This window comes from Bradyrhizobium sp. S3.2.6 (genome assembly GCF_040546885.1).
Classification (GTDB): domain Bacteria; phylum Pseudomonadota; class Alphaproteobacteria; order Rhizobiales; family Xanthobacteraceae; genus Bradyrhizobium; species Bradyrhizobium cytisi.
Map to the genome: position 1 here is coordinate 172,273 of NZ_JBEPOS010000006.1, position 13,008 is coordinate 185,280.

The 13,008-nt window shown below is 61.7% G+C and carries 9 protein-coding genes and 1 pseudogene; 1 reads left to right on the plus strand and 9 read right to left on the minus strand.

Features of this window, described 5'->3' with window-relative positions; genetic code table 11:
- Window positions 1-3: 3 nt before the first annotated feature.
- The 6 genes from ABID58_RS14735 to ABID58_RS14760 are packed head-to-tail and all read right to left on the minus strand — an operon-like array spanning window position 4 to window position 6,521.
- Window positions 4-1,221 carry an acyl-CoA dehydrogenase family protein gene (locus ABID58_RS14735; RefSeq protein ID WP_354033154.1) on the minus strand — a complete coding sequence of 406 codons (1,218 nt, stop codon included), beginning with the start codon at window positions 1,219-1,221 and terminating at the stop codon, window positions 4-6.
- Window positions 1,222-1,251: 30 nt separating this feature from the next.
- Entirely contained in the window at window positions 1,252-1,680 is a 429-nt protein-coding gene (locus tag ABID58_RS14740; RefSeq protein ID WP_354033155.1) for a phasin family protein, read from the minus strand.
- Between the two features lie 23 nt (window positions 1,681-1,703).
- The gene (gene phaZ, locus ABID58_RS14745; RefSeq protein WP_210250896.1) at window positions 1,704-2,654 is read right to left on the minus strand and encodes a poly(3-hydroxyalkanoate) depolymerase; all 951 of its coding nucleotides are present in this window, start codon (window positions 2,652-2,654) and stop codon (window positions 1,704-1,706) included.
- Window positions 2,647-4,350, minus strand: coding sequence for an alpha/beta fold hydrolase (locus ABID58_RS14750; RefSeq protein ID WP_354033156.1), 1,704 nt, complete (start codon window positions 4,348-4,350; stop codon window positions 2,647-2,649). The genes phaZ and ABID58_RS14750 overlap by 8 nt, the downstream gene beginning before the upstream one ends.
- Window positions 4,347-4,826 (minus strand): MaoC family dehydratase, encoded by a 480-nt coding sequence (locus ABID58_RS14755; protein ID WP_148750823.1) that lies wholly within the window; start codon window positions 4,824-4,826, stop codon window positions 4,347-4,349. Before ABID58_RS14755 ends, ABID58_RS14750 begins: the two co-directional genes overlap by 4 nt.
- Before the next feature lie 42 nt (window positions 4,827-4,868).
- Entirely contained in the window at window positions 4,869-6,521 is a 1,653-nt protein-coding gene (locus ABID58_RS14760) for a fatty acid--CoA ligase (RefSeq protein ID WP_354033157.1), read from the minus strand.
- A gap of 387 nt (window positions 6,522-6,908) precedes the next feature.
- Between ABID58_RS14760 and ABID58_RS14765 the strand changes: the two genes are divergently transcribed.
- A complete protein-coding gene (locus ABID58_RS14765; RefSeq protein ID WP_354033158.1) occupies window positions 6,909-7,994 on the plus strand; it encodes an AraC family transcriptional regulator in 1,086 nt (361 codons plus the stop codon).
- Window positions 7,995-8,016: 22 nt separating this feature from the next.
- Here the strand turns inward: ABID58_RS14765 and ABID58_RS14770 are convergent, their stop codons facing one another.
- The 3 genes and pseudogenes from ABID58_RS14770 to ABID58_RS14780 all read right to left on the minus strand — a co-directional run bounded on the left by ABID58_RS14770 (window position 8,017) and on the right by ABID58_RS14780 (window position 12,984).
- Window positions 8,017-9,084 carry an adenylate/guanylate cyclase domain-containing protein gene (locus ABID58_RS14770; protein WP_354033159.1) on the minus strand — a complete coding sequence of 356 codons (1,068 nt, stop codon included), beginning with the start codon at window positions 9,082-9,084 and terminating at the stop codon, window positions 8,017-8,019.
- Between the two features lie 149 nt (window positions 9,085-9,233).
- Window positions 9,234-10,384, minus strand: a pseudogene (locus ABID58_RS14775) (OpgC domain-containing protein).
- An 887-nt stretch (window positions 10,385-11,271) separates the two neighbouring features.
- A complete protein-coding gene (locus tag ABID58_RS14780) occupies window positions 11,272-12,984 on the minus strand; it encodes a thiamine pyrophosphate-dependent enzyme (RefSeq protein WP_354033160.1) in 1,713 nt (570 codons plus the stop codon).
- Between the last annotated feature and the right edge of the window lie 24 nt (window positions 12,985-13,008).

Here is a 13,008-nt window from a genome sequence, read left to right on the forward strand (position 1 = left end):
TGGTCAGACGAAGGCGCTCAGCCCGGTGATCGCCTTGCCGACGATCAGCGTGTTCATCTCCCTGGTGCCTTCATAGGAATAGATCGCCTCGGCATCGGCCACGAACCGCCCGATATGGTTCTCGAGCAGGATGCCGTTGCCGCCGAGCAGCTCGCGTGCATAGCCGACCGTCTCGCGGCACTTGACGGTGCAGAATGCCTTTGCCAGCGACGCATGCTCGTCGCGCATCACGCCTTCGTCCTGAAGCTGGGCGAGGCGCTGCATCATCGCCTGGGTCGATGTGACGTTGCCGAGCATGCGCACCAGGAGATCCTGCACGAGCTGGAAGCCGCCGATCGGCCGTCCGAACTGGATCCGCTCCGTCGCGTAGCGCAGCGCGTGCTCGTAGGCGCCCATCTGGCAGCCGACGGCGAACCATGCCACCCCGGTGCGGGTCATCCGCAGCACCTTGGCGGTGTCCTTGAAGGAGTTCGCATTCTGGAGACGGTCTGCCTCGGAAATGCGGCAGTCCTTCAGGGTGATCAGCCCGTTCTGCACGACGCGAAGCGCCATCTTCGTCCTGATCTTCTCGACCGAGAAGCCCGGATTGTCTTTGCCGACGACAAAGCCCTTGACCTGGTTCGTCCCCTCCTCGCGCGCCCAGATCACGTTGATGTCGGCGAAGGTGGCGTTGCCGATCCATTTCTTCTGGCCGTTGAGGATCCAGACGTCGCCGTCGCGTCGGCAGGTCGTCAACATGCCGCCCGATGTGGCGGAGCCTATCAAAGGTTCAGTCAGGCCGAACGAGCCGATCCTCTCGAAGCGCATCATCGACGGCAACCAGCGCTGCTTCTGCTCCTCGTCTCCGCACAGATAGATCGAGCCTGCCGACAGGCCGGTGTGTACGCCCCAGAACGTCGCGACTGAGGCATCGACCCGGGCCAGCTCCATCGCGACGAGGCCATTCAACAACCAGCTCCCGCCCACCGCGCCGTAGCCCTGATAGCCGACGCCGCCGATGCCGATCTCGGCCATCTTCGGAACGATCGCGAATGGGAATTCGTCCCGCCCCCAATACTCCTCGATCACGGGCGCAACGACGCCTTCCGTGAACGTGCGAACGCGCCCGAGCAACGCGCGCTCGCTTGCGCTCATCACGTTCGCAATCCCATAGAAGTCGCCGTCGATCGGCGGTGGCACATAGTCCGGCCGTCCCGTTCGTGTCACCTGCGGGTTCGCCATGGTCTCCTCCCTGGTACGCGGATGGTTGCGTCAGGCCGACTTGTTCGGGCGAACGCTGGCGCGGATCTCCTCCAGGCTCTCCTTGACGCGGTCCTGGATGATCTTCACCGCGTCCGTCGTCGATTGCCGCGCGGTCGATGCGCTCTCCCGCGCGCCCTCGACCGCGATCTCGAACACTTTTCGCGCGAATTCGGTCTGCAACGCGACGTTCTCGTGCATCTGGCCGAGCGGCTTGTATTGGCGCGCGAGCGTTTCGGCTTCTCTGAGGCCGGCCACTAGCACCTCGCGTTGCTTCTGCGCCACCGACTGCGCGCCCTGCGCGGCCACCTTCGCGCTTTCGCCGAGAGCGTCGATATTCTTCTTCTGTGCCTGGAGCAACTCGTCCACGTTCAGCTTCGGCAGGCCGAGATCGCTGCCGAACTTTCTCAGCATGTCGATGTATGAGGTCGCGTCCGTCATGATATCCTCCCTTGTGGTTATGCTCAGGACTGGCGGCGTCCGCCCTCGGGCGCCGGAACGAGATTCTTGACGTAACTGACCGTCCGCGACAGCAGGGATGACGGCCCGGCCTGCTTGCTCTCATCGGCCAGGAACGCCTCGATCAGAGCTGCGGTTTCCGCAGGCCGCGTCATCAGGAACAGGTGCCCATCATCGATCATGCGGAGCTCGGCGTTCGGGATCAGGCCTGCGAGGATGTGACCATTGATCGGAAGCACGAGAGGATCGTCGCTGCCCATCAGCACGAGCGTCGGCTGCGGCAGCGACCACAGCCAGGGCAGGCTGGTCCAGCCGGCCATGGCGAGGAGCTGATAGAGATAGCCCAGGCTTCGCGTACCGTGCATTGCGGTCGCATGCCGGCCGATCAATGACGGGTCGTCGCGAAACGCGCCGCCGTAGATGTCCGCCGCAATCCTGTTCATGTAGTCCTTGTCGGTGTAGCGGCGGGGCGTCGCCATCTTCCACAACACCGAGGGGCTTGCCGGCACCATGGTGAAACCGGGCGCCGTCGCGGCGAGCACCAGCCGCCGGCACAGTGTTGGGTATTGATGGGCAAATTGCTGCGCGATTCCCCCGCCCCACGACACGCCGGCGACGTCGACCTCCGCATAGCCCAGCTCCGCGACGAGCCCCGCCGCAAGGCGCGCCAGTGTCGATGGGCGATATGGCAACAGCGGCCTTGGCGAACCGCCGACGCCCGGCACGTCGAAGATGACAGTGGTCGTGCTCGTAAGCGCTTCGAGAAACGGCCTCGCCAACTCCCAGTTGGCGCCGATCCCGTTGAACAGCAGCAGCGGCGGTCCATGGCCGCTTCCGTGCCTGACCGCGACCTGAAGCAGTTGAGCGTCGATCGTAATCTGCCGGACCTCGATCGCCCCCGGCGTCGCGACGACAACCGAGTCGGCCTTTTTCCCGCTGGTGAGATTGTCATTCAAAGACGTAGGTCCCCGGGGCGACGCCAAGGGTTGGGTGACACACACTGCCTGGCGAAGCAGGCGCCGCCACCTCCTCGCCCGAGCGGGCATGCAACCAATCGCGCCAGTCGAGCCACCAGCTTCCTTTCCGTTTCTCGGCCGAAGCCTGGAACGCCTCCGGGGCACCGGTGCCGACCGGCCCGATCATGAAGGACGCCTTTGGATTGGTGGGCGGATTGAGCAGGCTTTGCAAATGTCCGCTGCTCGAAAGCACGAAGGTGGTGCCCTCGCCCATGATCTGAGCGGTCTTGTATACACCCTTCCACGGCGTGATGTGGTCGGTGACGCCGGCGACGACATAGCTGTCCGCCTTCACCTTGCTCATATCCACGGTCTTGTCGTTGAGCGTGAGCTTGCCGGCATTCACGAACGGGTTGGTGAAATACAGGTCGAGATAGTCGCCATGCAGTGCCGCCGGCAGCCGCGTCGTATCGGCGTTCCAGTAGAGAATATCGAAGGCCGGCGGCTGGTTGCCGAGCAGATAATTATTCACCCAATAGTTCCAGATCAGATCGTTGGGCCGCATCCAGGCGAACATCCGCGCCAGGTCGTGACCATCGACGATGCCACGCAGCCGTGACATCTCCTTGGCTGCGCGCATGGTTTCCGGCGTCATCAAGCAGCCAAAGGCGCCCTCCTCGGCCGCGTTAGGGTCGAGCAGGCAAACCGCCAGCACCAGGTTCTTGATCTTCTTCTCGGCCGCGCTGCCGAGCGTCGCGAAATAGGCCGTCGACGTGATGCCGCCGGAGCAGGACCCCATCATGGTGATGTCCTCGCTGCCGGATATCTCGCGCGCCGCATCAACGGCCTCGTCGAGCGCTGCGACATAGGTATCCAGGCCCCAGTCGCGATGCGCCTCCGTCGGGTTGCGCCAACTGACAGCAAATGTCTGGATCCCGCTCTCGAGCAGGAAGCGGATCATGCTCTTGTCCGGAGAGAGATCGAGCGCGTAGTACTTGTTGATTTGCGGCGGCGTCACCAGCAACGGCCGCTTCCAGACGGTTGCCGTCATCGGCGTGTACTGGATCAGCTCGAGCAATTCGTTGCGCAGCACGACCGCACCCGGCGTGACCGCAAGATTCTCGCCGACCTTGAACGCGCTCGTGTCGACCATCGACGGCATGCCGCGGTTACGGGTCAGATCGTCGAAGTAATTCTTCAATCCACGCCACATGCTCTGTCCGCCGCTGTCGACGAACTTGCGGACCGCCGCGGGATTGGTGACCATCGCGTTGGTCGGCGCGACGGCATCGATCAGGATCTCGGTGACCAGGTGCGCGCGCGCCTTGTCGATATCGCTGAGGCTGGTCTTGTCGACAAGGCCATTGAAGGCCTCGCCCCACGCCAGATAGGCCTTGAGCAGGCCGCTGTGCAACGAGCTCTCCTTCCAAGTCGGGTCCGAGAACCGCTTGTCGCCGGCCTTCGGCGCGCGCTCGGACTTCCCGGCAACGATGGAGCCGAGCTCGCCGACGAAGGCGAGCCACTGTTCCGTTGCGACCTTCGGCTCGTTGATGACCGCCTTGAACAGGATGCCGGCGCTGTCGAGCAGATCCTGGCCCTGGATGGCCACGAGCGGATTGAGCGCCAGCGTATTCCTGGATGCTTCCTCGGATATTTCTACGCGCGACGATGTCGGGCCGGGGCTTACCGTGCTCATGACCGGCTCGCTTCCGTTGCGGGAATCAGCAGTGCCAACGTCTCGGCAATCAGCGCAGGCTTTTCCGTCCCCTCCACTTCCAACGTATTCCGGGTCTTCATGACCACCTGCCCACGTTCCTTCGGCTCGATGGCGGCAAGAACGACACGCAGCCTGACCCGCGCGCCCGCTGGCACCGGCGCGAGGAAGCGCACCTTGTCGATGCCGTAGTTCAGGCCGGCTGCCGCGTCGACGGGGATGACGCCGACCTGCATCGACAGCGGCGCCACCATCGCCAGCGCCAGATAGCCGTGTGCGACCGGACTGCGGAAGGGACTTTCACGGCACGCCCGTTCGACATCGACGTGAATCCACTGATGGTCGCCGGTGCAGGAGGCGAACGCGTCGATACGCGCCTGGTCGATCACGGCCCATTCCGACACGCCAAGCTCCTGTCCAATTCGTTCGCTCAGACCGGCAAGGGTGAGGTTGCTCACATTTTCCTCCTCTGATGCTTTTCGCCGACCGGGATCGAACGGCTACATGTCGCCGTAGCGCTTGCGCAGCTCCTTCTTGTTGATCTTGCCGACGCTGGTCTTGGGGATGCTGTCGATGAAGAGGATCTTCCCGGGGATTCCGTATCGTGAGATGACGCCCTTGTCGGCGAACGCCTTGAGATGATCTTTCACGATCGTATCGGTGACATCATTCGTCTCCGCCGGTTTCTTGACGACGAGGGCAAGCGGACGCTCGCCCCAGCGGTCGTCCTTGACGCCGATGACGGCCGCCTCTTCCACGCCCGGACATTGCGTGATCAGGTCTTCGATCTGCAACGAGGACACCCACTCGCCGCCGGTCTTGATGACGTCCTTGAGGCGATCGGTGATATGCACGTAGCCGCCCGGGCTCACCACCGCGATGTCGTTCGTGTGCAGATAGCCGCCGGCCCAGAGCTCCTCCGAGCCCTCGGGATTGTTGTAGTAGCCCTGCGTCAGCCAAGGTGAGCGCAGCACGATCTCTCCGGACGACTTGCCGTCATGGGGGACATCGTTCATGTCCTCGTCGACGATACGCAGGTCGACCAGCGGCGCCGCCATGCCCGCCTTGGTCCGGAACTCCACCTCCTGATCGTGATCGCCGCTCAGGTCGCGCGACATGACGTGCGCCACCGCGGCGATCGGGCCGGTTTCGGACATGCCGTAGCCGGCAAAGATGTCGATGCCTGCGGCAAGCGCCTGCTTCGCCAGCGCTTTCGGCAACGCCGAGCCGCCGATCACCATCTTCAGGCCCGTGAGGTCTGTCTTGGTGGCTGCCGCGGCGTTCAGCAGCATTTGCAGGATCGTCGGGACGCCGTGGGTGAACGTGACGCCCTCGCTCTTGATCAGCTTGACGAGCATCGCCGGGTCGTAGCGCCCGGGATAGACCTGCTTGACGCCGGCAAGTGTCGCAGCCCAGGGAAAGCCCCAGGCGTGCACATGGAACATGGGCGTGATCGGCATATAGACGTCGTCGCGCGAGAACCGGCCCTGTTGGCTCGCGATCCCGAAGAATGCCAGCTCGCCTAGCGAATGCAGCACCAGCTGCCGGTGACTGTAATAGACCCCCTTGGGCAGGCCAGTCGTTCCGGTGGTGTAGAAGGTCGTCGCCTGCGTATCTTCGTCGAAATCCGGAAAATCATAGGTGGGCGACGCATCGGCGAGCAGGCTCTCGTACTCGCCGGCAAACGGCTGGCTTCCAGTCTCGGGACGAGGACGATCCGACATCACGACAAGTGTCTTGACCTTCGTGAGCTGCGGCTTGATGCCTTCCAGCAAGCCGACGAACTCATCGTTGACGAGCAGTGTGGATGCGCCGGCGTGATCGATCGTATAGGCGACCTGATCGGGCGAGAGCCGCACGTTGACCGTTTGCAGCACCGCACCCATCATGGGGATCGCGAAGAAGGCCTCAAGAAACCTGTTACTGTCCCAGTCGAGGACGCCGACCGTGTCGCCGGGCTCGACACCGAGCCTCTTCAGCGCGGAAGCAAGGCGGGCGATGCGCTCTCCGAGCTGGCGATAGGTGAAACGCGTTCGATCGCGATAAACGATCTCCTGCTCAGGCGATTGCAGCAGCGGGGTATGCCACAACTGCTTGAGGATCAGGGGATATCGATAGGCGGATTTGGCGGTCTGGATCAGCCTTCCCACCATGGCGGCCTCCCTCGAAACGTTGTCTCTCCCCCGGCTCCTCGCGACGTCCGCAATTATGACCTGCGGATCGCCTCGGCCGGTCGTCTCTCACACGATGATTTCATCACCCGACGTGGACACCGACCGTCGCGTGACGCGTGGTGTTTGTGAAGGTCCGAAACGGACATCAACGGGGTCCAGAACGGACAGGTTACGACCACTCCGGCATTCGTTCTTGAATAAAGCTGCTCATTTCGCGATTTGCGGCGACGCGGCATCCGCCTGACGCATCGCAAATCCCGCTCTTGCTTCTGACGATCCAAAAAGCTGTTATCCTTGCGAGACCACGGCCGGATGGTGAGCGGGAGTGCGCTCATCTCGGATGCTCCGGCGCAAAGGCGGACCTGATTGCAAAAAGTTCGGCAGCATCATCCTTCCCCGTCCTCACGACCGCCCCCGGAAGGCGCGCAGGGATCGCCGATCGTCGGCTTAAGCGAGCGCGTCTACGAAACGACCAAGCTTGCCGCACTGTTCGACATGCTGTCGAACCAGGGGCACCCGGCCAGCGAGATATTGAAGGATGTCAATCTGCCGGCGAAGGAGGTGTATTCCTCGAAGGCCCGGATCTCGCTCAAGCAATTGCTGACCGCCTACAAGAATGCCGTCCGGCTCTCGCAAGATCCTCATCTTGCCTATCGGATCGGAGCATCCATCCATATCTCCACCTACGGAATGTACGGCTTCGCCATCCTGTGCTGTCCCGACTTTCGCCGGACGATGCAGTTCGCGACGCGGTACCACATGCTCGCGGCCCCCTTGGCCGCAATCAGCTTCAGCGAGGAGAACGGATCCGCCATCTGGTCCATCGAACCCAATCTGCACGCCACGACTGATCTCGCGCTGTATCGCTTCATCACCGAGATGCAGATCGGAATACATATCTCTCTGATGCGCGACGTCATGGGTCCCGCGTTCGCTCCCGACGAGGTCTGCCTCGCCTACCCCGGCGCTGACGCCAGCTTTCCGAAAGACGAGTTACGGTGCAACGTGAGCTTCGCGAACCCCGCGAACAAGATCGTCTTCCGTTCCACCTGGCTGGAACAGCAGGCGCGCCTCGGCAACAAGACCACCTATCCAGCGATCGTCGCGCTTTGCGACGATCTGCTCGACGATTTGACGTTGCGAATCGGCATCGCCGGAAAGATTCGCGACCTTCTGCTGGCGGATATTACCAACCCACCAACCTCCTCGGCGGCGGCCAAACTTCTCGGCATGAACGACCGCTCCCTGCGCCGCAAACTGCGCCAGCAGGGTCTTTCCTATCGCGGTCTGCTGGACGAGCTACGCACCCAGATTGCGCTGAAGTATCTGCGCACGACCCGGCTCTCGAACGACGACATTGCCCTGGCGCTCGGATTCAGCGATGCCGCCAATTTCCGTCGCGCGTTCCATCGATGGACAAACAAGGCACCAAGCGACATCAGGGCAGAATAGGACGCGTGTTCGCCGGTTCATTTTATCCAACTTGATCCGCCGGCCGGCCGCAGACCAGCCGGTCGACCGGTTGCAGGGCAGGCCTTGGCTCTCTTCTCATGCTGAAGAGGCGGATCGGCTCCTTGCAGCCGCGCAAGACGTGGACACCTTCGTCGACAAAGGCTTTCGCAAGGTCCAGGCTCCCCTCCGCCCGCAGCGCCTCCACGAATTCGCCGGTCACCAGCACCGGGGCATCGAGAATTCGGCAATAGGTTTCAACGCGGCTCGCGATATTCACGGTGTCCCCCACCAAGGTCAGCTCGAGCCGTTTCTCGCTGCCGACATCTCCTTGCACGACCTCACCATAGTGAATTCCGACGGCGATGCGGACGGCACTCTCGTTGCAGTGGATGCGCTGCCGGTTCCGGCATTCGATCGCGTTGACGATTTCCACAGCGCACAGGGCCGCGTTCGTGGCATCTCGCCGGCTCATCAAGGGCGGGCCAAAAAATGCCATCAGTCCATCGCCCAGATATTTGTCGACCGATCCATGATTGGAGAAAACCGCCTCGCTCAGGAGGCGAAGCAGATCGCGCAGCATGCTGATGACAACATCTGGAGGCTTTCCGGACGAATACGCGGTAAAGCCTACCATATCGGCAAACATGACGGTGGCGGGTTGACGGCGTGCGAAGGAGAACGGCGTTTGAATGTCGACAAGCTGATCGACAATTTTCGGCGAGAAGAAGCGGGCGAGGTTTGCCCGCTCCCGCTCAACTGCCTTGACGCGCAGGTTTGCCGAAACGTTCCGGAGCACCAGGATGGTGGCAATCAGGATTGAAATCAGGCTCACCGCAAACCGCAACGGGGCGGCTCCGTCGGCCTCAAATCCGTGCATGAGCACATAGCTGAGAACTGTAAGAAGCCCACAGGTGACGTCCGTGATCACGATGCCGCGGCGACGAAGATCATAAGCGGCAATCAAGACAACGGTCACGTAGAGCGACGCCACTGCAAAGTGCAGGGACGTCAGCGTGTCAACCAGGAAAATGCCGATCGCGAGCGCGGCCGCTACGGGAAGGGAACGGAGCCCGATAAGATAGCGCAGCATCGAACCATCGCCATTCGTTCGTCGGATCTGCTGCCTATGCCGGGGCCAGAACCCGGCACTACAGCAAATCCGCGCGTCGCCGATCCGACGAACCCTGGAAAGGCCGCCGGCCGAACCTGGTATTTCCCAACGCTGCCCCTCGGCACTTCTCAACCTGCCATTGCGACGACCGGTTTGGCCTTCGGCGCTTTGTCAGCGTTCTTCGACCAGGACCGGTAGTACGCCAGCACGGTCATCATCAGGATGCCGACAATGCTGACCACGATCTGCATCCAGATCGCACCGGAAATCTCGACCAGCACGACGTGCGCAGCAAAGGACAGGAATATCCCGGAGCAAAAGACTTCGAGCGACTGCTGACCGCATTTGATTGCGGGCCGAAAGATCGCCCATTCGAGCCCGGCCAATCGCGTGGCAGCAGACGAACGACGAAGAACGCGAACACAACGAAATGCAGCAAGCGATAAGGCGCGAGGTTGCTCTTGTCGTTTGGATTGAAGGCGCCGTAGACCTCCGGCGGAATCAATGACCGCAGTTCGTCAAATCGGGCCGCCATCGTCATCACCAGAGCGAACAGAAGATAGCCGATGCCGAGCACCAACGCGGTACGCGACCGGATGAACGGCATCGCCTGCGCCGCTCCGCCGAGCGCAAACCAGGCCCCGAACGTGAACAAAAATTGCCATGCGAATGGATTGAAGTACCAGAGGCCAGTTGGATAGGCCGAGAGGTTCCAACCGAAGTGCCTGGCCGCCAAATACAGCACCCCCGAAGCGGCCAGGGTCATGTTGGGCCTGCGTAGCATCAGCCAGAGTATCGGCGGGAAGACGCCCATCAGCACGATGTAAAGCGGCAGCACATCCATGTTCACCGGCTTGAAGCGCAGGATCAGCCCCTCGAACAGGAACTGCGCAGGATTGTCGAGGAAACCTCGTATGTTGAAGTCATCGGTGAAACCGGAGTTACCAGACCTCTGTGCGACATATCCGATTTCAGCGAGATAGAGCACGAAAAGGAAAACGTGGGCGACGTAGATCTGCCAGACCCGCTTCACAAGCCTGGTTGCGCCGATGATGAACCCGCGTTCGAGCATCATCCGCGCGAAGACGAAGGCGACAGTGTAGCCGGAAATGAAGATGAAGAGATCCGCAGCATCGCTGAAGCCGTAGTTTCGCGTTGTCACCCAGTTCACGATGTTGTTGGGGATATGGTCGAGGAAGATTCCCCAATTTGCCACACCTCGAAACAGGTCCAGCCGGAGATCTCGGCCTTTCGTCGGGAGCGTCGCAAGAATCTTCATCGTCAATGCACCGAAGCTCTAACACGCGGCATCTCTTCCGCCGACGACCGGCCTGCGCAGCGCCTCCGTTTACGGAGTCCAGAGCCTGTCTCGGCATTTCGACGTGATCGCTCCGAGCATAACGGCCCATGACTTTTCGTATTGGACAATCGTGCGCATGCTGGATGTGAGTTCGGCAGAAAGAAGAGACGAGGCCGGCAGAGCGGCCCTGACTTTCAATTTGCCTCCAGAAAATGCCATCCTGTCCATGAGTCACGACCCGCGACGCGATTGCGCGAGGCAGGTCTCGATGGTGCCCGCCTGTCCATCGGCTCAAACCAGCAGCACTCCTCGGTCGGCCTCTGGAGCTCATTGGGACTACGGGCTCTTGCCACATGAGCCGATGGAGCCGTCCGAGCCCTCTTACGCTTGGCTCGCACGAACGGATGCTCGGCAACGATCGGTCGAACATCCGGTTTCGGCCTCGCCACCGCGTCGGCCTGAGAGTCGACGTCCGGTTGATCCGTCTCTTCATCGGGTAGACGCTCGACCAGGTCCCGGGCCGGCGCCACATCGACGGATGGGGGAAAGAATGTCGGCTGGCTGGTATCCAGGACAACCTTCTCCGGCCATTTGCGCGCGGACTCGATCCGGATCGTCGCCGCATCGATGCTGTCCGGCCGATCGGGAAATCTGTCCGGCAGCTCCGGCAAGGACCGGCCGGCTATCAGCAGAAGAACAGCGAGTGCGGCCCCGACAACAGCAAGATACCTTGCCATGGGCAAAGCCGATGGCTCCGCCGATTTCCGCAATCTCGATCGACCCATGACAGCAATGCTTGGCCACTCTCAGGCCGTGCGGCGAAGCGATCGGGATGCCACACTGCCGCTGAGGGAAGGCGACCTCGGCTAGAGGAAATTCTCCTTGACCATCTCCCAGACGTCTCCTCCACGGCCATGCAGGACGGCACGAGCGGAATACAGCGCCATCCCGATTGCAGGCTCGACCTGCATGAATGGCGGCATGACAAGCTGCATCGGGTTGACGTGCACGTGCAGAAGCGCGGGCCCCGGTTGGGCCAGCCAGTCCTTGACCGCAGTCTCCAATTCGTCCGCGTTCGAAACGGTCTGGCCCCAGAGACCCAGTGCGCGCGCGACGCCGGCGAAATTCGGATTCTTCAACTTCGTGAAGGTATCGAGCATGCCCTCCGCCTTTTGCTCGATCTCGACAAAGCCAAGCTTGCCGTTGTCATAGACGGCAATCTTGATGGGCAACTCCTGTTGGACGATCGTCATCAGGTCTCCGAACAGCATCGAGATCCCGCCGTCGCCTGCCATGCATACGACTTGCCGGCCGGGTTCTGCCTTCTGGAGCCCGACGGATGACGGCATGCCATTGGCCATCGTTCCATGAAGCAGACTCGCGAAAATGCGGCGCTGCCCATTCGCCTCGATATGGCGGTAGGCCCAGGCGGCCGGGGTGCCGTCGTCGGCCGTGAACAAGGCATCCTTTGCCGCATGGCGACTGATCACCTGCGTCAGATAGCTTCCGGGAATACTGCCATCGTGACCGGCAGCGACCTTGGCCCGCTCGGCCTCCCGATATTTCGCGTAGCGCTTCACATACGCGCTTCGGAACGCGGCGTCGGTGCGCTCGACCAGCTTCGGTAGCAAAGCCTCCAGCGTCGCCTTCACATCGCCGACGACGCCCTTCTTGATCGGATGACGTCGTCCCAGATGGGTCGGGTCGATATCGACCTGCACGATTTTTGCCTTGTCCGGGTAGAATTGCCGCCAGGCAAAGTCTGCGCCCAGCATCAGCAGCGCATCGCAGTCCAGCAAGGCGTGGTACCCGGCCTCGTTGCCGAGCATCCCGGTCATCCCAATATTGTAGGGATTGTCAAACTCGAGAAAATCCTTGGCCCGCGACGTATGCGCGATCGGCGCTTTCAGCCTGTTGGCGACCGCGAGAATCTCCTGATGTGCCCCCTGGCAGCCCGAACCACCGTACAGGACGACGTTTTCGCTAGTGTTGAGGATGTCTGCGATCTCATCGAGATCCGCATCGTTCGGTCGCGTGACAGGCTGGGCGACGTGCACCGCATAGGGGACGTTGTTATCCACGGCCGAGGCGGAGATATCGGCCGGCACGATCAGAACGGCAACACCACGTTTCGCCAGAGCCGTTTGGCAGGCGATCACCGTCTTCCGGCGCGCCTGTTCCGGCGTGTGGATCATGTCGCAGAAGACACTGCAGTCCCTGTAGACCTGCTTGAAATCGACCTCCTGGATGAAATCGAAGCCCAATTCGTCGCGAATGATCTGACTTGCGATCAGGATGACGGGCGCACGGTTGCGATTGGCCTCGAATATCCCGTTGATGAAGTGCAGGCTACCGGGGCCGCAGCTCCCCGCAACTGCCGTCAGGCGATCGGCGACCTGCGCCTCTGCCTGCGCGGCGAACGCCCCCGCCTCTTCGTGTCTCATCGATATCCACTGGATCTTGCTTTTTTCGAGCGAGCGCGCGATCAGATTGAGGGTATCGCCAACGACGCCATAGCAATGCTTGACGCCCGCACTTTGCAAGGTTTCAACAATGATATCCGCGACCAGCTTGCCCATGACATTCAACCCTGGCTGTGACCG

Coding starts and splice junctions, on each gene's coding strand:
- ABID58_RS14760 (WP_354033157.1), bottom strand. CDS start 6,521: ATGGTGGGAAGGCTGATCCAGACCGCCAAATCCGCCTATCGATATCCC.
- ABID58_RS14750 (WP_354033156.1), bottom strand. CDS start 4,350: ATGAGCACGGTAAGCCCCGGCCCGACATCGTCGCGCGTAGAAATATCC.
- ABID58_RS14735 (WP_354033154.1), bottom strand. CDS start 1,221: ATGGCGAACCCGCAGGTGACACGAACGGGACGGCCGGACTATGTGCCA.
- ABID58_RS14740 (WP_354033155.1), bottom strand. CDS start 1,680: ATGACGGACGCGACCTCATACATCGACATGCTGAGAAAGTTCGGCAGC.
- ABID58_RS14770 (WP_354033159.1), bottom strand. CDS start 9,084: ATGCTGCGCTATCTTATCGGGCTCCGTTCCCTTCCCGTAGCGGCCGCG.
- ABID58_RS14780 (WP_354033160.1), bottom strand. CDS start 12,984: ATGGGCAAGCTGGTCGCGGATATCATTGTTGAAACCTTGCAAAGTGCG.